Source organism: Blastococcus sp. TML/M2B, from assembly GCF_016612865.1.
Lineage (GTDB): Bacteria > Actinomycetota > Actinomycetes > Mycobacteriales > Geodermatophilaceae > Blastococcus.
The window spans coordinates 1,274,528-1,293,248 of sequence record NZ_JAENZZ010000002.1 but is presented as its reverse complement, the minus strand read 5'-3'; the positions used below and the strand labels follow the sequence as shown (position 1 = coordinate 1,293,248).

The 18,721-nt window shown below is 74.2% G+C and carries 19 protein-coding genes, 1 tRNA gene and 1 pseudogene; 9 read left to right on the top strand and 12 right to left on the bottom strand.

Annotation, left to right across the window (positions count from 1 at the left end; genetic code table 11):
- Positions 1 to 33: 33 nt before the first annotated feature.
- Positions 34 to 402, top strand: a complete 369-nt coding sequence (sodX, locus tag JKP75_RS14720; RefSeq protein WP_309229872.1) for a nickel-type superoxide dismutase maturation protease — start codon at positions 34 to 36, stop codon at positions 400 to 402.
- 4 nt (positions 403 to 406) lie between these two features.
- Here the strand turns inward: sodX and JKP75_RS14715 are convergent, their stop codons facing one another.
- Entirely contained in the window at positions 407 to 1,009 is a 603-nt protein-coding gene (locus tag JKP75_RS14715; protein ID WP_200490572.1) for a dTDP-4-dehydrorhamnose 3,5-epimerase family protein, read from the bottom strand.
- A gap of 282 nt (positions 1,010 to 1,291) precedes the next feature.
- On the opposite strand from JKP75_RS14715, the gene JKP75_RS14710 reads away from it, so the two are divergent.
- Positions 1,292 to 2,257 carry a malic enzyme-like NAD(P)-binding protein gene (locus JKP75_RS14710; RefSeq protein ID WP_309229871.1) on the top strand — a complete coding sequence of 322 codons (966 nt, stop codon included), beginning with the start codon at positions 1,292 to 1,294 and terminating at the stop codon, positions 2,255 to 2,257.
- Between the two features lie 15 nt (positions 2,258 to 2,272).
- Here JKP75_RS14710 and JKP75_RS14705 read toward each other — a convergent pair whose 3' ends face one another.
- The 7 genes and pseudogenes from JKP75_RS14705 to JKP75_RS14680 form a co-directional block, all read right to left on the bottom strand.
- Complete coding sequence (locus JKP75_RS14705; RefSeq protein ID WP_200490573.1) at positions 2,273 to 2,986, bottom strand: metal-dependent hydrolase; 714 nt, start codon at positions 2,984 to 2,986, stop codon at positions 2,273 to 2,275.
- A 79-nt stretch (positions 2,987 to 3,065) separates the two neighbouring features.
- The gene (locus JKP75_RS14700) at positions 3,066 to 3,251 is read right to left on the bottom strand and encodes a DUF6104 family protein (protein WP_200490574.1); all 186 of its coding nucleotides are present in this window, start codon (positions 3,249 to 3,251) and stop codon (positions 3,066 to 3,068) included.
- 6 nt (positions 3,252 to 3,257) lie between these two features.
- The gene (locus tag JKP75_RS21595) at positions 3,258 to 3,647 is read right to left on the bottom strand and encodes a hypothetical protein (protein ID WP_309230007.1); all 390 of its coding nucleotides are present in this window, start codon (positions 3,645 to 3,647) and stop codon (positions 3,258 to 3,260) included.
- 145 nt (positions 3,648 to 3,792) lie between these two features.
- Positions 3,793 to 6,942, bottom strand: a pseudogene (locus JKP75_RS14695) (multifunctional oxoglutarate decarboxylase/oxoglutarate dehydrogenase thiamine pyrophosphate-binding subunit/dihydrolipoyllysine-residue succinyltransferase subunit); the annotation flags it as partial.
- A gap of 219 nt (positions 6,943 to 7,161) precedes the next feature.
- Positions 7,162 to 7,917, bottom strand: a complete 756-nt coding sequence (locus JKP75_RS14690) for an ABC transporter permease (RefSeq protein WP_200493194.1) — start codon at positions 7,915 to 7,917, stop codon at positions 7,162 to 7,164.
- The gene (locus JKP75_RS14685) at positions 7,914 to 8,924 is read right to left on the bottom strand and encodes an ABC transporter ATP-binding protein (RefSeq protein WP_200490575.1); all 1,011 of its coding nucleotides are present in this window, start codon (positions 8,922 to 8,924) and stop codon (positions 7,914 to 7,916) included. The genes JKP75_RS14690 and JKP75_RS14685 overlap by 4 nt, the downstream gene beginning before the upstream one ends.
- A 55-nt stretch (positions 8,925 to 8,979) precedes the next feature.
- The gene (locus JKP75_RS14680) at positions 8,980 to 10,161 is read right to left on the bottom strand and encodes an MFS transporter (RefSeq protein WP_200490576.1); all 1,182 of its coding nucleotides are present in this window, start codon (positions 10,159 to 10,161) and stop codon (positions 8,980 to 8,982) included.
- Positions 10,162 to 10,250: 89 nt separating this feature from the next.
- Between JKP75_RS14680 and JKP75_RS14675 the strand changes: the two genes are divergently transcribed.
- Genes JKP75_RS14675 through JKP75_RS14660 form a run of 5 tightly spaced genes read left to right on the top strand, consistent with a single transcriptional unit; the run spans position 10,251 to position 14,239 of the window.
- The gene (locus JKP75_RS14675; RefSeq protein WP_200490577.1) at positions 10,251 to 10,721 is read left to right on the top strand and encodes a universal stress protein; all 471 of its coding nucleotides are present in this window, start codon (positions 10,251 to 10,253) and stop codon (positions 10,719 to 10,721) included.
- Positions 10,722 to 10,734: 13 nt separating this feature from the next.
- Positions 10,735 to 11,778: an adenylate/guanylate cyclase domain-containing protein gene (locus JKP75_RS14670; protein ID WP_200490578.1), complete on the top strand. Its 1,044-nt coding sequence runs from the start codon at positions 10,735 to 10,737 to the stop codon at positions 11,776 to 11,778.
- A gap of 31 nt (positions 11,779 to 11,809) precedes the next feature.
- Entirely contained in the window at positions 11,810 to 12,280 is a 471-nt protein-coding gene (locus tag JKP75_RS21590) for an ATP-binding cassette domain-containing protein (protein WP_309229869.1), read from the top strand.
- On the top strand, positions 12,238 to 13,449 hold the full coding sequence (locus tag JKP75_RS22980; RefSeq protein WP_309229868.1) for an ATP-binding cassette domain-containing protein: 1,212 nt from the start codon (positions 12,238 to 12,240) through the stop codon (positions 13,447 to 13,449). The genes JKP75_RS21590 and JKP75_RS22980 overlap by 43 nt, the downstream gene beginning before the upstream one ends.
- Positions 13,450 to 13,468: 19 nt before the next feature.
- A complete protein-coding gene (locus JKP75_RS14660; RefSeq protein ID WP_200490580.1) occupies positions 13,469 to 14,239 on the top strand; it encodes an SDR family oxidoreductase in 771 nt (256 codons plus the stop codon).
- 53 nt (positions 14,240 to 14,292) lie between these two features.
- Here the strand turns inward: JKP75_RS14660 and JKP75_RS14655 are convergent, their stop codons facing one another.
- The 4 genes from JKP75_RS14655 to JKP75_RS14640 form a co-directional block, all read right to left on the bottom strand.
- A complete protein-coding gene (locus JKP75_RS14655) occupies positions 14,293 to 15,201 on the bottom strand; it encodes an alpha/beta fold hydrolase (protein ID WP_200490581.1) in 909 nt (302 codons plus the stop codon).
- A gap of 78 nt (positions 15,202 to 15,279) precedes the next feature.
- Positions 15,280 to 15,351: transfer RNA gene (locus tag JKP75_RS14650), tRNA-Arg, on the bottom strand.
- 56 nt (positions 15,352 to 15,407) lie between these two features.
- Entirely contained in the window at positions 15,408 to 16,061 is a 654-nt protein-coding gene (locus JKP75_RS14645; protein WP_200490582.1) for a DUF305 domain-containing protein, read from the bottom strand.
- A 3-nt stretch (positions 16,062 to 16,064) separates the two neighbouring features.
- Positions 16,065 to 16,880 (bottom strand): DUF3105 domain-containing protein, encoded by an 816-nt coding sequence (locus JKP75_RS14640; RefSeq protein WP_200490583.1) that lies wholly within the window; start codon positions 16,878 to 16,880, stop codon positions 16,065 to 16,067.
- 124 nt (positions 16,881 to 17,004) lie between these two features.
- Here JKP75_RS14640 and JKP75_RS21580 point away from each other — a divergent pair, with 124 nt between their 5' ends.
- Positions 17,005 to 17,271: a hypothetical protein gene (locus tag JKP75_RS21580; RefSeq protein ID WP_309229867.1), complete on the top strand. Its 267-nt coding sequence runs from the start codon at positions 17,005 to 17,007 to the stop codon at positions 17,269 to 17,271.
- Between the two features lie 20 nt (positions 17,272 to 17,291).
- Positions 17,292 to 18,668 (top strand): arginine--tRNA ligase, encoded by a 1,377-nt coding sequence (gene argS / locus JKP75_RS14635; RefSeq protein ID WP_309229866.1) that lies wholly within the window; start codon positions 17,292 to 17,294, stop codon positions 18,666 to 18,668.
- Positions 18,669 to 18,721 lie beyond the last annotated feature (53 nt).

The window sequence follows — 18,721 nt, the reverse complement described above, 5'->3', positions numbered from 1 at the left end:
TCATGGGTGGGTTCGTCTGCGACCCTACTCCCGGTGAGGACGGACGACAGCGGGGACGACCTGGGCGTTCGGGCGCTCGACGCGGTCTGGACGCGGGTACGGGTGAGCGGACCCTCGATGTCCCCGACGCTGCGCGACGGCGACCAGGTCCTCGCCCGGTCGGTGCGCGACCCCTCGCGGGTGCGCCCGGGGGACGTCGTCGTCGCCCGGTTCCCCGCCCGCCCGGAGCTGCTGGTCGTCAAGCGGGTGCGCCGGGCCGTCGAGGGCGGGCACTGGGTGGAGGGCGACAACGCCGTCCGGAGCGACGACAGCCGCGCGTTCGGGCCGGCCGTCGTCGTGGGGCGGGTCGTGGCCCGGCTGTGGCCGCGCCCGGGCCGGGTCGCCCCGGCGCCGGAGGTCTGAGCGCTCAGGCCCCGCGCAGCTGCGCGTAGCGGGCGGTGCTCTCCGCCCAGGTGGGCAGCAGGCCCTTCTCCCGGGCCTCGGCCAGCGTCGGGGCGACCTGGTCCCGGGCGGAGAGCTCGAACTCCACGTCGGCCGGCCACGGCAGGTCCAGCTCGGTGTCCAGGGGGTGGATGCCGAACTCGCGGGTGGGGTCGTAGCCGGTGGAGACCAGGTAGGTCAGGGAGCTGCCGTCGGCGAGGGAGACGAAGGCGTGCCCGAGCCCCTCGGCCAGGTAGACCGCGCGCGGCGCATCGCTGTCGAGCACCACGCTGTCGTGCACGCCGAACGTCGGCGAGCCCACCCGGATGTCGACGACGACGTCCAGGACGCGGCCGGCCGGGCAGTAGACGTACTTCGCCTGCCCGGGCGGGACGAGCGCGAAGTGGATGCCGCGCAGTGCACCCCGGGCCGAGACGCTGTGGTTGGCCTGCGCGAGGCCCAGCGGGTGGCCCACGGCCTCGGACAGGACGTCCGCGCGGTACCACTCGGTGAAGCTCCCCCGGGAGTCGCCGTGCGGGACGAGATCGATGACGTAGCTGTCGGGCACGGCCAGTTCTCGGATCTCCACGGTGGCACCGTAGCGGCACGGCTGCTCCGGGCCCGGATTACGCTCCTGGCACCATGAGCGGCAACCCGGGTGCGGACGACGCCCAGCCCGACCGTTTCGCCGACGACCCGGCCTTCGCCGTGCACGAGGGCGGCAAGCTCTCCGTCGTCCCGACCCGGCGGATCGAGTCGATCGGCGACCTCGCGCTGACCTACACGCCGGGCGTCGCCCGCGTGTCCAGCGCGATCCCACGCGGAGCCGGCGCTGGCCCGCCGGTTCACCTGGGCCTCCCGGGTGGTCGCGGTGGTCTCCGACGGGACCGCGGTGCTCGGGCTGGGGGACATCGGCCCGGCGGCCGCGCTGCCGGTCATGGAGGGCAAGGCCTGCCTGTTCTCCGAGTTCGCCGGCCTGGACGCGGTGCCGATCGTGCTGTCGACCACCGACGTCGACGAGATCGTGGACACCGTCGTGGCGATCGCCCCCTCGTTCGGCGGCATCAACCTCGAGGACATCAGCGCGCCGCGCTGCTTCGAGATCGAGGAGCGGCTGCGCGAGCGGCTGCCCATCCCGGTCATGCACGACGACCAGCACGGGACGGCGATCGTCGTGCTCGCCGCCCTGCGCAACGCGGCCCGGGTGACCGGGCGGGCGATGGCGGACCTGCGGGTCGTCGTCTCCGGCGCGGGCGCGGCGGGCGTGGCCTGCACCAAGATCCTGCTGGAGGCGGGCGTCGGGGAGCTCGTGGTGGCCGACTCCCGGGGCCTGCTGCACGCCGGCCGGGGCGACCTGACCGCCAGCAAGCAGTGGCTGGTGGAGAACACCAACCCGTCCGGCCACGCCGGGACGATGGCCGACGCGCTCGTGGGCGCCGACGTCTACCTGGGGCTCTCGGGCGGCTCGGTGCCGGAGTCGTCGATCGCCGCGATGGCCGAGGACGCGATCGTCTTCTCGCTGGCCAACCCGATCCCCGAGGTCGACCCGGCGATGGCCGCCCGGCACGCCGCCGTCGTCGCCACCGGGCGCAGCGACCTGCCGAACCAGATCAACAACGTGCTCGCCTTCCCCGGCGTCTTCCGCGGCGCGATCGACGCCGGTGCCACGAGCATCACCGAGGAGATGAAGCTGGCCGCCGCCGTCGCGCTGGCCGACGTGGTGGGGGAGGACCTGCGGCCCGAGTACATCGTGCCCAGCCCCCTGGACCGCCGCGTCGCGACCGCCGTCGCCGAGGCCGTCGCGGCGTGCGCCCGGGAGCAGCACGTCACCGTCTGACGCCCGGGGCGTGGATCAACCGGCGCTGCTGAACCGGTCGACGATCGGGTCGAACGTGCGGCTGATGTCGGTGTTCACCCAGATGAGAACGACGGTGGCGAGGAGGAACGCCGGCACCAGCACGGCCTTCTCGAACACCGTCCCGGTGCGCATCGGCGAGAACGCGATGCGCGTCCGGCGGACCAGCCAGAGCACCGGCAGCGGGACCCCGGCCTTGGTGAGCGCGTCCCCGGCGATGTGGGTGAGCACGCCGAGGGCCACCGCCCACGGCAGCCAGGTCGGCTGCGGGCTGTGCTCCAGCAGCCACCAGGCTCCGGCCCACGACAGCGCCATGTTGCCGACGATCGTCGTCTCGGTGGTGCCGGGGATGACGAAGTGGAGTGCGTGCAGCGCCAGACCGATGGCCAGCGCCATGAGCAGCAGGCTGGACCAGTAGACGTCCGCCGCGAGGATCGCCAGCCCTCCCAGCGCCAGTGGCGCCAGCACCGCGTCGTGCGTGCCCCAGCGGTGCCCGCCGGTGACCTTGCCGACCAGCCCCGAGGGGACGTCGGTCACCGGCCCCCACATGTCCGAGACCGTCGACCCGCGGTGGTCGAGGTCGGGCAGCATGGCGAACCCACCGGCCGCCGCGATCCAGGACATCTGCGCGACGGTCCCCGAGACCGGGGCCCAGGGGAGGGTCGCCGCCCCGGCGGCGAGGCCGGAGAGGGCATGGGAGTGACCGAGCACCTACCCAGCGTGCGCCCGAGGGCCGGGCATGCGGGGGAGGCGCGCAGAGGGGCCCCTCCCGGTGGGAGGGGCCCCTCTGTCAGTCGTCGTCGTCCGCGTCCGCGCCGCCGCGGGCCAGCCAGGTGGCCAGCCGCTCGACCGGTACCTCGAAGTCGGGGTGCAGGTCGACGAACACCTGGAGCTGGTCGGCCAGCCAGGCGAGGCTGACCTCCTCCTGGCCGCGCCGCTGCGCGAGCTCCTCCAGGCCCCGGTCGGTGAAGTACATCGCGGGCTACTTCGCGAGCGCCTCGGCGACCAGCTGGCGCTGCTCGACGTCGTGCACCTTGGCCGAGCCGACCGCCGGGCTGGCCGACGCGCGCCGGCTGACCCGCCGGAACGTGCGGCCCGAGGGCAGGTGCTCGGGGAGGTTGACGGCCATGAACTGCCAGGCGCCCATGTTCGCCGGCTCCTCCTGCACCCACACCACGTCGGTGGCGTTCGGGTACTGCTCCAGCGCCTCGGCGATCTGCTGGGCGGGCAGCGGGTAGAGCTGCTCGACCCGGACGACGGCGACGTCGGTGGAGCCCTCGGACTCGCGCTGGGCCATCAGGTCGTAGGCGACCTTGCCGCTGCACAGCAGCACCCGGCGCACCGCCGCACCGTCCAGCGGCCGGCCGGCCACGCCCGGGTCGGGCAGGACGTGCCGGAAGCCCTCGTCGGTGAAGTCGCTGACCGGGCTGACCGCCACCTTGGCCCGCAGCAGCGACTTCAGGGGTGAACACGACCAGCGGCCGGTGCACGTCCGAGAGCGCCTGGCGGCGCAGCAGGTGGAAGTAGTTGCCCGGCGTCGTGCAGTTGGCGACGGTCATGTTGTTCTCCGCCGACAGCTGCAGGAAGCGCTCGATGCGACCGCTGGAGTGATCCGGGCCCTGGCCCTCGAGGCCGTGCGGCAGCAGCATGACCACGCCGGAGCGCTGGCCCCACTTGGCCTCGCCGGAGCTGATGAACTCGTCGATGACCATCTGGGCGCCGTCGACGAAGTCGCCGAACTGCGCCTCCCAGAGGACCAGCGCCTTGGGGTTGGCCACCGAGTAGCCGTACTCGAAGCCGAGGGCGGCGTACTCGCTGAGCAGCGAGTCGTAGACGAAGAACTTGGCCTGCTCGTCGGAGAGGTTGGCCAGCGGCGTGTACTCCGCGGCGGTCTCCCGGTCGATGAGCACCGAGTGCCGCTGCACGAAGGTGCCGCGGCGGGAGTCCTGGCCGGCCAGCCGGACCGGGACGCCCTGCATGAGCAGCGACCCGAAGGCGAGCAGCTCGCCCATGGCCCAGTCGACGCCGCCCTCGGTCACCATGGCCGCGCGCCGCTCGAGCATCTTCTTGAGCTTCGGGTGCGGGGTGAACTCCGGCGGGAACGAGACGTGCGCGTCGCCGATCGCCTTGAGCACCTCGGGGGTGATGGCGGTCTGCAGCTGCGACTCGTTGGCCGTGCGCGGGTCCATGACCGGCTCGGGGCCCGAGGAGTCCTTGGAGTCGTGGGTCTCGGCGAAAGCCCGCTCGAGCTGCCCGCGGTAGTCCTTGAGGGCCTCCTCGGCCTCCTCGAGCGTGATGTCGCCGCGGCCGACCAGCGCCTCGGTGTACAGCTTCCGGACCGAGCGCTTGCGGTCGATGATGTCGTACATCAGCGGCTGGGTCATCGACGGGTCGTCGCCCTCGTTGTGCCCGCGGCGGCGGTAGCAGACGAGGTCGATGACGACGTCCTTCTTGAACGCCTGGCGGTAGTCCACGGCCAGCCGGGCGACCCGCACGCACGCCTCGGGGTCGTCGCCGTTCACGTGGAAGACCGGGGCGCCGATCATCCGCGCGACGTCGGTCGAGTACAGGCTCGATCGGGCCGCGGCAGGGCTGGTGGTGAACCCGACCTGGTTGTTGACGACGACGTGCACGGTGCCGCCGGTGCGGTAGCCGCGCAGCTGGGAGAGGTTCAGGGTCTCCTGCACCACGCCCTGGCCGGCGAACGCGGAGTCGCCGTGCAGCAGGACGGGCAGCACGGTGAAGCCCTGCTCGCCCTTGTCGATCATGTCCTGCTTGGCCCGCACGATGCCCTCGAGCACCGGGTTGACCGTCTCCAGGTGGCTGGGATTGCTGGCCAGGGAGACGGCGATCTCGGCGTCGGAGCGGAACGGGTTGCGGAAGGTGCCGGTGGCGCCGAGGTGGTACTTCACGTCGCCCGAGCCCTGGACGGTGCCGGGGTCGATGTTGCCCTCGAACTCGCCGAAGATCTTCGCGTAGCTCTTGCCGAGCACGTTGGCGAGCACGTTGAGCCGGCCGCGGTGCGGCATGCCGATCGCGACCTCGTCCAGGCCGTGGTCGGTGCCGGCGAGCAGCACCTCGTCGAGGACGGGGATCAGCGACTCACCGCCCTCGAGGCTGAACCGCTTCTGCCCGACGTACTTGGTCTGCAGGAAGGTCTCGAACGCCTCGGCGGCGTTGAGCCGGCCGAGCACGTGCTTCTGCTTCTCGCGGTCGGGCTGCTCGTGCGCGACCTCGACCCGCTTCTGGAGCCACTCGCGCTCCTCGGGGTCGGTGATGTGCATGTACTCCACGCCGACCGTGCGGCAGTAGGAGTTGCGCAGCACGCCGAGGATGTCGCGCAGCGCCATCATCCGCTCGCCGGCGAACCCGCCGACCGGGAACTTGCGGTCGAGGTCCCACAGCGTCAGGCCGTGCTCGCGGATGTCCAGGTCGGGGTGCTTGCGGACCCGGTACTCGAGCGGGTCGGTGTCGGCCATGAGGTGGCCGTTGCGCCGGTAGGCCTCGATGACCTCGATGACGCGGGCTTCCTTGTCGATCTGCCCCTCGGTGCTCACCCGCACGTCCGGCATCCAGCGCACCGGCTCGTAGGGGATCCGCAGCGAGCGGAAGACCTCGTCGTAGAAGCCGTCCTCGCCCAGCAGCAGCGCGTGCAGGCGGCGGAGGAAGTCGCCGGACTCCGCGCCCTGGATGACCCGGTGGTCGTAGGTCGAGGTGAGCGTGATGATCTTGGAGATGCCCATCTCGGTGAGCGCCTCGGGGCTCATCCCCTGGAACTCGGCGGGGTACTCCATCGCGCCGACGCCGACGATCGCGCCCTGGCCGGCGGTCAGCCGCGGCACCGAGTGCACCGTGCCGATCGTGCCGGGGTTGGTCAGGCTGATCGTGGTGCCGGAGAAGTCCTCCATCGTCAGCTTGCCGCCGCGCGCCCGGCGGATGATGTCCTCGTAGGCGGCCCAGAACTGGGCGAAGTCCATCTCCTCGGCGGCCTTGATCGAGGCGACCACCAGGGACCGCGAGCCGTCGGGCTTGGGCAGGTCGATGGCCAGGCCGAAGTTCACGTGCTCGGGCTGGACGTGCACCGGCTTGCCGTCGACCTCGGCGAACGCGCTGTTCATGTTCGGGAAGTCGTCCAGCGCGCGGACCAGCGCGTAGCCGATGAGGTGGGTGAAGGAGATCTTCCCGCCGCGGGCCCGCTTGAGGTGGTTGTTGATGACGATGCGGTTGTCGGCCAGCAGCTTGGCCGGCACCGCGCGCACGCTCGTGGCCGTCGGCACGGTGAGCGAGGCGTTCATGTTCTTGACCACCGCCGCGGCGGCGCCGCGCAGCGGCGACTGCGTCGCGCCCGTGGCCGGCGCGGGGGTGGCGGGCTTGGCGGCCTTCGGCGCCGGGGCGGCCGGCTGCTGCTGGTCGGCGCGGTCCGCGGCGCGGGCGACGACGGTGCCCTCGGACTGCGGCTCGGGGCGCGAGGGCACGGGGGCCGGCTTCGCGGCGGGCGCGGGCGTCGGGGTCGCGGCCTTCGCGGGTGCCGGGCTCGCGGCCTTGGCCGGTGCCGGGGCGTTCTCGCGCACCCCGCCGTCGACCGGGCTGCCCGGGCGGTAGTCGGCGAAGAACTCGTGCCAGGCCTGGTCCACGCTGGACGGGTCGGACTGGTACTGCTGGTACATCTCCTCGACCAGCCACTCGTTGGTGCCGAAGCCGGTCACCGGGGACTGGGCGGAGGGCCGGGATGAGTTCTCGCTTGACACGGGGTCGAGTGCCTTCTTCGTCTCTGGGCTGCGTCTTCGGGGCAAGGATGGCTGAGCGGGCAGTCTACGCCCGTCGGCCGCGGCCGACCGGGCGTGACGGCGGCCGCGCCGGTCGCCCGGGCGCGGCCGCCGGAGGTGTCAGACGACGTCCCGCCGGACGGACAGGAACGTGCCGAGCAGCGCCGCCAGGAGGCCGTAGCCGAGCAGCAGGAAGCCGCCCTGCCAGGCGCCCAGCAGCTCGGGGCCGTCGACCGTCGCCGTCATGGCCTCCAGGCCCCCGCCGGGCAGCCACTTGTAGGCACCGGAGGTGGCGGGGATGGAGCGGATGACCCCCTCCACCACGAACAGGTAGACCAGCGCGGCCACGATGGCGCCCACCTGGTTGCGCAGGAGCGCGCCCAGGCCCACGCCGATGACGGCGTAGATGACCAGCGCCAGGCCCGAGGTCAGCATGACCTCGAGGTTGTCGGCGGTCAGGGACGGCGCGGCGCCGCGGGCACCGGCGTAGATCACGACGGTCACGTACCCGACGAGCACCGCCACGACGGCGAAGGGCACCGCGGCCAGCGCGTAGGCGATCAGCTTGGCGACGACGACGCGCCCGCGGCGAGGCGTGGTGAGGAACGTCGGCGTCGCCGTCCGGTGCCGGTACTCCTGGGTCGCCCCGATGATCCCCAGGATGATCGTGAGGATCGTGGCGCCCGAGGCCTGGGCGAGGGCGGTCTGCTCGAACTCCGCGGTGCCGACGGGCGGCAGCCCGCTGTCGGGGTTCCCGGCGAAGGCGGTCATCAGCGCGGCGAACCCGGCGGTGAGCACGGCCGCGGCGATCAGCATGGCGAGCCAGACGCGGGTGGTGAACAGCTTGGTCCACTCGGCGCGGACGAGCCGGGTCATCGGGCTGCTCCCTCGGGGACGGCGGTACCGGCGGTCGGGGCGGCGAACTGGCCCTGCCCGGCGGTGAGCTGGAAGTAGATCTCCTCCAGGCCGCTGGTGCGCGAGCGCAGCTCGTGCAGCTCCACCCCCGCGGCGAAGGCGCGGGCGCCGATCTCGTCGGTGGTCCGCCCGGTGACCGTGAGGGCCGTGCCGTCGAGGGCCAGCTGCACGCCGTCGGCCCGCAGGGCCTCGGCCAGCCGGCCCGCCTCCGGGCTGCGCACGAGCACCGTGCCGGCTCCGTCGGCACCGGCCCGCAGGTCGCTCATCGAGCCCTCGCGCACCAGCCGGCCCGCGCCCACGATGACCACGCGGTCGACGGTCTGCTCGACCTCCGACAGCAGGTGGCTGGACACCAGCACGGTCCGCCCCTGCTCGTGCGCCAGGTGCCGGAGGAAGCCGCGCAGCCACTGGATGCCCTCGGGGTCCAGGCCGTTGGCCGGCTCGTCGAGCACCAGGACGGCGGGGTCGCCCAGCAGCGCGGTGGCCAGCGCCAGCCGCTGCCGCATGCCGAGGGAGTAGCTGCCGGCGCGGCGGTTGCCGGCGTCGGCCAGGCCCACCTGGACCAGCACCTCGTCGGCGCGCTCGATCGGCAGGCCGGCGGCGCGGCAGTACACCCGCAGGTGGTTGCGCCCGGAGCGTCCCGGGTGGAACGCCGTCTCGAGCACCGCGCCGACGGTGCGCACCGGATCGGGCAGGTCCGCGTAGGGGACGCCGTCGAAGGTCGCCGTCCCGGTGTCGGGGCGGATGAGCCCGAGGACCATGCGCAGCGTCGTGGTCTTGCCCGCGCCGTTGGGCCCCAGGAAGCCGGTGACCTGGCCGGGCTCCACGGTGAACCCCAGGTCGGTCACCGCCCGGACGGCCCCGAAGGACTTGGTCAGTCCGCGGACCTCGACCCGCACGGGGCCGGTCGCCGCGGTCGTTGCGGTGGGGATGTCGCACTCCTCGTCGTCGTCGATGGGCCCCCCCATCCAAGCGCAGCGGGCGCCCGGGGCAGCGGGTCCGCCGATCCTCGGCGTGCCCCGCTCAGCCCCGCGGGACCGACCGGGCGAGCAGCGCGGTGCCCACCCCGGCCACCACGACGGCGAGCAGCGCCACCCGCAGGCTGCTGGCGTCGGCGATCACCCCGACCAGCGGCGGGACGACGAGGAAGCCGGTGCGCAGCAGCACGTTGACCACCGCCAGGCCGAGCCCCGGCCGCAGCCCGGGCAGCTCGTCGGCGGCGGTATAGGCCGCCGGCACGAGGGTCGCGACCCCCAGCCCGGCCAGCGCGAACCCGGCCAGCGTGCTGGGCACCGACGGCATCGCGAGCGCCGCGCCGAACCCGACGGCGGAGAGCAGCCCGCCGGCCTGCACCACCCGGCGCCGGCCGAACCGGTCGACGGCGCGATCACCGGTGAACCGGCCCACCGTCATCGCCAGCGAGAGCGCGACGAAGCCCAGCCCGGCGACGGCGGGCCCGGCGTCCAGCTCGACCCGCAGGTACAGCGCGCTCCACGAGCTCCCGGCGTCCTCGACGACGACGGCGCACGCGGCCAGGGCACCCAGCGCGGCGATGCCCACGACGGCGCGCGACCGCGCGCGGGCCCGCGGGCGGGGAGCGGAGGCGTCCGGCGGCGGGTCGTCGGAGCCGGGCAGCAGCAGGCGCACGCCGGCCAGGGCGGGGACGGCGACCAGCACGGCGACCACGCCGAGGTGCCAGGACAGCGGCACGCCGAGGCCCGCGGCGGCCGCACCGAGCAGCCCGCCGGCCAGCGACCCCACGCTCCAGGTGCCGTGGAAGGCGTTGATGATCGAGCGGCCGTACCGCCGCTGCACCCGCAGCCCCTGGGCGTTCTGGGCGACGTCGACCGCGGCGTCCACCGCGCCGGCGACCAGCAGCGCGCCGGCCAGCACACCCCACTGCGGAGCGGCCGCGGCCGCCCAGACCGCCGCGGCCAGCAGCACCAGGCCGCCGCCGGCGATCCGGGCCGAGCCGAGGCGGGTCATCAGCGGGGCCACGGCCACCCCGGCGACCAGCGCGCCCAGCGGCTGGGCGGCGAGCGCGGTGCCCAGGGCGGTGTTGCTCAGCCCGAGCTCGGCCTTGAGCTCCGGCAGCCGGGGGACCAGGTTGGCGTAGAGGACGGCGTTGGCGAAGAAGCAGGCGCCGACCGCCGTGCGGGCGTGCCGCAGCCGTGCGTCGGGTCCGCCGGTGCTGATCGCGGCCACGCGCCGTCGTCCTCCCTCGCCCGGGGCGCGGCCCGGCCGCTCCTCGGCTCCGGGTGACCCCCAGCACACGGTCACATAGAGTGCCCGCCGTGAGCGACAGCGCCAGCGCGTACCGGACCGTCGTCGTCGGCACGGACGGGTCGGAGTCCTCCCTGCGCGCCGTCGCGCGGGCCGGGGCCATCGCCGGGGCGACCGGGGCCACCCTGGTCATCGCCTGCGCCTACCTGCCGACCGAGGCCGACGAGCGCGAGCTCTCCCGCGCCCAGGACGTGCTCGGCGACGAGGCCTACCAGGTGGTGGGCTCGCACCCGGCCGAGGACACCGTGCGCACCGCCGCCGAGCGGGCCGGCGCCGCCGGTGCCGGCGAGGTGCGCACCGTCGCCGTCCAGGGCTCCCCCGTGGAGACGCTGCTCGAGATCGTCCGCCGCGAGGACGCCGATCTGCTCGTCGTCGGCAACCGCGGGCTCAACGGGATCAAGGGCCGGCTGCTCGGGTCGGTGCCGGCCGACGCCACCCGTCGCTCGACGTGCGACGTGCTCGTCGTCCACACCACCGGCTGAGGCCGGGGCCGGCATGGACGACCCCGCCCCGCCGCCGGGCGACGATCCCCGGGACGCGCTGGAGCGGCTGCTGCTCGACGGCCCGCGCCGGTACACCCGGCTGCAGGTCGCCGAGATGTCCGGGCTGGCACCGGAGCGCACGCAGCGGCTGTGGCGGGCGCTGGGCTTCCCCGACGCCGCCGACGACGACCCGGTCTTCACCGACGCCGACGTCGAGGCGCTGGCGGTGCTCACCAGGCTGATCGACTCCGGCTTCGTCGACCCCTCCACCGAGGCCTCCATCGCCCGCGCGATGGGGCAGTCGCTGTCCCGGCTGGCGGACTGGCAGACCGACATGCTGGCCGACTCGCTGGCCCGCACCGTGGGGCCGGGGGAGCGGACGGTGTCCCCGGAGGTCGCCGTCGAGGCGGCCCGCGAGCTGCTGCCCAAGCTGCGGCAGGTCCTGGACTACGTGTGGCGCCGGCACCTGGCGGCCAACGCCGGCCGGCTGGTGACGCCCGGGGGCCAGGGCGACCGCCGGGAGCTCACGGTCGGCTTCGCCGACCTCGTCGGCTACACCTCGCGCAGCCGCGGCATGGGCGGCCGCGAGCTGGGCGCGATGGTGGAGGACTTCGAGAGCATCGCCGCCTCGGTCATCGCCCGGCACCACGGCCGGGTGGTCAAGACCGTCGGCGACGGGGTGCTGTTCACCGCCGCCCCGGTGGACGCCGCCGAGATCGGCCTGGCGCTGCCGGACGCCTGGTCGGCCCCCGAGCGGCCGCTGCTGCGGGTCGGCGCCGGCTTCGGCGCGGTGCTCACCCGGCTCGGCGACATCTACTCGCCGGTGGTGAACCTGGCCAGCCGGCTCACGTCGATCGCCCGGCCGGGCACCTTCCTCGTCGACCGCGAGCTGGCGCACCGGATCCGCGACCTCCCCGAGTACCGGGTGCGCCCGCTGCGCCGGGTCTCGGTGCGGGGCTACGACCACCTGCAGCCGTGGCTGGTGCGCCGGCGCCGTGCCGACGACGCCCCCGACCCGGACGGCGGCTACGACGAGGACGCCTTCGACCTGGAGTGAGCGCCCCCGGGCCGGATGGGACGCTGGTGCGGTGAGTGCCACCCTCGTCGCGCGCGGCCTGGCCGCCGGTCACGGCGCCCGCGTCCTGTTCGCCGACCTCGATCTCGTCGTCGCCCCCGGGGACGTCGTCGGGCTGGTCGGTGTCAACGGCGCCGGCAAGTCGACGCTGCTGCGCACGCTGGCCCGCGAGCTGGCGCCCGAGGCCGGCAGCATCGCGGTCAGCCCGCCGTCGGCGACGCTGGGCTACCTGCCGCAGGAGCACGAGCGGCACCCGGGGGAGACGGTGCTGGCCGCGCTCGCCCGGCGCACCGGCGTGGGGGCGGCGCAGGCGGCCCTCGACGACGCGACCGAGCGGCTGACCGCGGGCGAGGACGGCGCCGACGACGCCTACGGCGAGGCGCTGGAGCGCTGGCTCGCCCTGGGCGGGGCCGACCTCGAGGAGCGCGCCGAGGAGGTCGCGTGGCCGAGGTCGCCCCGGGCGTGGCCCTGGACGCGGAGATGACCGGGCTCTCCGGTGGGCAGGCCGCCCGCGTGGGCCTGGCCTCGCTGCTGCTCTCGCGCTACGACCTGCTGCTGCTCGACGAGCCCACCAACGACCTCGACCTCGCCGGCCTCGACCAGCTGGAGCGGTTCGTCGCCGGCTCCCGCGCGGGCATCGTCGTGGTCAGCCACGACCGCGAGTTCCTGGCCCGCACGGTCACCCGGGTCGTGGAGCTCGACCTGGCCCAGCAGCTCGTGCGCGTCGTGGACGGCGGGTACGAGGCGTACCTGACCGAGCGGGAGGTCGCCCGGCGGCACGCGCGCGAGGAGTACGAGGAGTTCGCCGACACGAAGGCATCGCTCGAGGCGCGCGCCCGGATGCAGCGCAACTGGATGGCCAAGGGCGTCCGCGACTCGATCAAGAAGTCCAAGGACGGCGACAAGCACATCAAGGCGGCCAACCGGGCGTCGTCGGAGAAGCAGGCCGCCAAGGCCAAGCAGACCCAGCGGATGATCGAGCGGCTCGACGTCGTGGAGGAGCCCCGCAAGGAGTGGGAGCTCCGCATGGAGATCGCCGCCGCGCCCCGCGCCGGTGCGGTGGTGGCGAGCCTGCGCGGGGCCGTGGTCCGCCGCGGCGGTTTCACCCTGGGGCCGCTGGACCTCCAGGTCGACTGGGGCGACCGGGTGGCGATCACCGGCGCGAACGGCTCGGGCAAGTCCACCCTGCTCGCCGCGCTGCTCGGCCGGGTGCCGCTGGACGAGGGGACCGCGTCGCTCGGCGCGGCGGTGCAGATCGGCGAGATCGACCAGGCCCGGGGCCTGTTCCTCGGCGAGCAGCAGCTGCTGGACGCCTTCGGCGCCGAGGTGCCGGACTGGCCCACGTCGGAGGTGCGCACGCTGCTGGCCAAGTTCGGGCTCACCGCCGAGCACGTGCTGCGCCCGGCCGCGACGCTCTCGCCCGGGGAGCGGACGCGGGCCGCGCTGGCCCTGCTGCAGGCCCGCGGCGTGAACGTGCTGGTCCTCGACGAGCCGACCAACCACCTCGACCTGCCGGCCATCGAGCAGCTCGAGACCGCGCTCGCCGGCTACACCGGCACCCTGCTGCTGGTCACCCACGACCGGCGGATGCTCGACGCGGTGCACACGACCCGGCGCCTCGAGGTGACCCGCGGGCAGGTCGCGGAGGCCTGAGCTGGGCTAGGTTCGGGCGGTGACCGACCGGACGATCCTGGACATGTTCCGCCTCGACGGCCGCGTCGCCGTCGTCACGGGGGCCTCCTCCGGCCTGGGGGCGGTGTTCGCGCGGGCGCTGGCCGAGGCCGGCGCCGACGTCGTCCTCGGGGCGCGGCGGGTCGACCGGCTGGCCGACACGCAGCGCGCGGTCGAGGCGACCGGGCGGCGGGCGCTCGCCGTCCGCACCGACGTCGCCGTGCCCGAGGACTGCACCGCGCTGGTCGAGGCCGCCATGGCCGAGTTCGGCCGGGTCGACATCCTGGTCAACAACGCCGGCGTGGGCACCGCCTTCCCGGCGACCCGCGAGACCCCCGAGCAGTTCCGCTCGGTCATCGACGTGAACCTCAACGGCTGCTACTGGATGGCGCAGGCCTGCGGGCGGGTCATGCAGCCGGGCAGCTCGATCGTCAACATCTCCAGCATGCTCGGCCTGACCACGGCCGGGCTGCCGCAGGCGGCCTACGCGGCGAGCAAGGCCGGCCTGATCGGGCTGACCCGCGACCTCGCCCAGCAGTGGACCGGGCGCAAGGGCATCCGGGTCAACGCGCTGGCCCCGGGCTTCTTCGTCTCGGAGATGACCGACCAGTACCCGCCGGAGTACATCGACTCGCAGATGCACCGCATCCTGGTCGGCCGCAAGGGCCATCCCGAGGAGCTCGCCGCCGCGCTGATCTTCCTGGTCAGCGACGCCGGCGGCTACGTCACCGGGACGACCATCCCCGTCGAGGGCGGGATGCTCACCAGCTGAGCGACGGGCACCCGGGCCGGCAGCCGGTCGGCCGGCGACCCGGGTGCCGCTCGTCAGGCGAGGCCCTCGACGGAGGCGACCAGCTTCGCGATGCGCTCGATGATCTCCGGCCAGAGCGGGCGCGGCAGGTCGTGGCCCATGCCCTCCAGCACGACCAGCTCGGCGCCCGGGACGGCGGCCGCGGTGGCCCGGCCGCCCGAGACGTTCACCAGGGCGTCGTCCGAGCCGTGGATGACCAGGGTCGGCACGGCCACCCGGGCCAGGTCCGGGGTGCGGTCGGGGCTGGAGAAGATCGCGGCCATCTGGCGGGCCACCCCGGCCGGGTCGTGCGCCCGGTCGAAGGCGAGCGCGGCCCGCGCGCTGACCGCCTCCTCGTCCAGCGGGAAGCCGGGGGAGCCGATCACCCGTGAGGTCTCCAGCTGGCGGGCGATCGCGGTCTCGCGGTCCGTCGCCGGCGGTGCGTAGAGGACGGCGGTGGCGGCCTCCGAGGCGCCACCCACCGACCGGTCGCCGGTCGTGGACATGATCGAGGTCAGGCTGCGCACCCGCTCCGGGTAGGTGAACGCCACCCGCTGGGCGATCATCCCGCCCATCGAGACCCCGACCACGTGCACCGACTCCAGGCCCAGGGCGGTGATCAGCCCCGCGGCGTCGGCCGCCATGTCGGCCAGGTCGTAGGCGACGCCGGACCGGTCGCCGCGGCGGATCGCGCCGAGGTCCGGCGGGCCGGCCTCGTGCAGGTGGGTGGACAGGCCGACGTCGCGGTTGTCGAAGCGCACGACGAACGTGCCGCGTGCCGCGAGGTCGGCGCAGAACTCGTCCGCGTAGCTGATCATCTGCGAGCCCAGGCCGCTGATCAGCAGCACGGGGGTGGCCGACCGGTCGCCGAAGGTCTCGTAGGCCAGCTCGACGTCGCCGACGGTGACCTTCTCGATGCCGCTGGTGGTGCCGCTGCTCTCCATGGGAGCGGAACCTAGTGCAGCCGGCTGAGACGCCGGTCACTGCCTTCCGCGCGGGAGGCGGCGGGTGGAACGAGAGAGTGCCCCCGGCAGGATTCGAACCTGCGCCCCTGCCTCCGGAGGGCAGTGCTCTATCCCCTGAGCTACGGGGGCTCGTCTCGTTCGGGGATGAACCTATCAGCCCCGGAGGGCCGGGCGGGCGGAGGGCCTCAGGGCGCGGGGAGGGGCGTGCCGCCACGCGCGGTGAGCATCGCCGCCATCGTCCGGGTCTCCGCCGTCTGCGCCCCGGAGATCGCCTGTGCCAGGCTGCGCACCGCGGGCAGCTCGGCGTGGTCGACGGCGTACTCGGCCATCTCGAAGCCGCCCTGGTGGTGCCGGATCATCAGCCGCAGGAACTCGACGTCGAACGGCGTGCCGGTGAGGCCGCGCAGGGTGGCCAGCTCCTCCGAGGTGGCCATCCCCGGCATCAGCCCGCCGTCGTCCGGCATCGCGTGGTCGTGCCCGCCGTCCCCGCCGGACATCCAGGCCATCGTGTCGCCGCCGCTCTGCGGGATGCCCCAGAGCGCCAGCCAGCCCTGCATGCGGCCGGCCTGGTTGGTCTGCGTGGCCGAGATGTCGAACGCCAGCTGGCGCACCTCGGGGTCCTCGCTGCGCTCGGCGACCAGGTTGGCCATGAGCACCCCTTGGAGGTGGTGGGTGCTCATGTCGCGGGCGAACCCGGCGTCCACCGACGTGGCCGAGGGCGTGTCGGTGCGGCCGATGCCCAGCGCGACGGCCAGCCCGCCGCCGAGCAGCAGCAGCCCCACGCCGATGACGGCGAGGAGCACGATCCGCAGCCCGCGACCGCCGGAGGTACCCGTCACGACTCAGCCCTGGTCCTCGTCGCTGGGCATGTCGCTGGGGCCGACCGGGGCGCTGCCCTCGCCCTCGACGAGCGGGTCCGCGGCGAAGGCCGGGTTCTCGCACGAGGCGCCGGGCTCGGGGAAGGCGAGCGCGTTGCGCTCGTCGCCGTCGCCGTAGGGGGAGCGCTGGTAGGTCATGAAGTCGGCGAACTTCTCGACCCGCTCGTCGGACGCGCTGTCGACCTTCAGCGAGTGGTTCCAGGCCTGCAGGCTGATCGGCGAGCCGAGCCCCGCGTACGGGGACAGCATCCGGCCCGACGTGCCGTCGACGAGGTCGCTGAGGGTGTCGATGTCGGCGTCGGACACCAGCTCGGGGTCGTAGGTGATCCAGACCGCGCCGTGCTCCAGGCTGTGCACCGCGTTCTCGTGCCGGATGTCGACGTCGTAGACCGTGCCCGTGCAGTCGGCCCAGGTGCCGTCGTGCGGGCCGCCCACCGGAGGGGCCTCGGTGTAGTCGACCTCGGTGGTGACGTGGTCCTGGCCGGGGGAGTACTCGGCCGATTCCACGCCGGAGATCTCGGTGATCGAGGCCAGCTTGTCCGCGTTCGCCTCGTTCACCTGCACCACCGCGTAGGTGATGACGGCGGTGGCGAAGACGACGACGGCCAGGGCGCCGGCGATCAGGCCCCACGGGCGCTTGTGCGCGTCGGCCACCACCTGCGTCGGAGGGCGCGTGCGGCCGCTGCGGCCGCCGGCTCGGGCGCGGTTGGGGTTGCCGCCTCCCGACCGGGGAGCGCCGCCGCGGGGGCGGGCGTCGTCGGGCTTGCGGTCCTTGGCCAAGGCCACTCCTCGGATGCGGGGGGTGCACGGTGCGCGGGGGAGTCTAGGTCGCGAACCTGGGCGTTCCCTGCATGCTCCGGGCGGGGGCGCAGGTGCGGCGGGGGCCGGTCAGTACGCTCGTGCGGTGACACCGGAGCAGTTGCAGGACGTCGTCCGTACCGCCGTGAGCGCGGTCGTCGACCGCGGCGCGCTGCCCGTCGAGGTGCCCGCCGAGGTCGTCATCGAGCGACCGAAGAACCCCGAGCACGGCGACTACGCCACCAACGTCGCCCTCCGGCTGGCCAAGCCCGCCGGCCGGCCGCCCCGCGAGGTCGCCGAGGTGCTCGCCGGGGAGCTGCGGGCGCACGAGGGCATCGCGCGCGGGTCGACGTCGCCGGTCCCGGCTTCCTGAACATCACGCTGGCCAAGGGCGTGCTCGGCACGATCGCGGTGCAGGCGGTGACCGCCGGCGCCGCCTACGGCCGCACCGACGCCCTCGCCGGCCAGAAGCTGAACCTGGAGTTCGTCTCGGCCAACCCCACCGGCCCGGTGCACATCGGCGGCACCCGCTGGGCCGCCGTCGGCGACGCGCTGGGGCGGCTGCTGGAGGCCAGCGGGGCCTCGGTCACGCGGGAGTACTACTTCAACGACGCCGGTGCGCAGATCGACAGGTTCGCGCTCAGCCTCATGGCCGCCGCCCACGGCCGGCCGGTGCCCGAGGACGGGTACGCCGGCGACTACATCGTCGACATCGCCGAGCAGGTGGTCGCGGCCGAGCCCGGCCTGCTGGAGCGGGACGAGGCCGAGCAGCAGGAGCGGTTCCGCGTCCGCGGCGTCGACCTGATGTTCGCCGAGATCAAGCGCACCCTGGCCGACTTCGGCGTCGTCTTCGACGTCTACTTCAGCGAGCGGACCCTGCACGAGACCGGCGCCCTGGACAAGGCGATCGCCCGGCTGCGCGCGAACGGGCACGTGTACGAGGCCGACGGCGCCGTCTGGCTGCGGACGACGGACTTCGGCGACGACAAGGACCGCCCGCTGATCAAGAGCGACGGCGCGCCGACCTACTTCGCCGCCGACTGCGCCTACTACCTGGACAAGCGCGACCGCGGCTTCGACAAGGTCGTGATCATGCTCGGCGCCGACCACGCCGGCTACGTCGGCCGCTACAAGGCGCTCGCCGCCGCGGTGGGCGACGACCCGGAGGCCACCCTCGAGATCCTGCTCGGCCAGCTGGTCAACCTGGTCCGCGACGGCGAGCCGGTGCGGATGAGCAAGCGGGCCGGCACCGTCGTCCTGCTGGAGGACCTCGTCGAGGCCGTCGGTGCCGACGCCGCTCGCTACGCCCTCGCCCGCGCCTCGGTGGACCAGCAGATCGACCTGGACCTCGACCTGTGGAGCCGGCAGACCAACGACAACCCGGTCTTCTACGTCCAGTACGCGCACGCCCGCATCTCCTCGCTGCTGCGCAACGCCGCCGACCTGGGGCTGGTCCTCGGCGAGGCCGCCGACGTCGACGTCGCGGCGCTCGAGCACCAGCGCGAGAGCGACCTGCTGCGCGCGCTGGGCGAGTTCCCGCGCGTGCTCACCGCCGCCGCCGAGCTGCGCGCCCCGCACCGGGTGGCCCGGTACCTGGAGGAGTTGGCCGGCACCTACCACCGGTTCTACGACTCGTGCCGCGTGCTGCCGCGCGGCGACGAGGAGGTCACCCCGCTGACCACCGCCCGCCTGTGGCTGTGCGCGGCCACCGCGACGGTGCTGCGCAACGGCCTGGACGTCCTCGGCGTGACCGCTCCGGAGCGGATGTGAGGGCGCACCCGGCCGGGCCGCTGCACGGGAGCATCCAGCAGCCGACCGGCGCC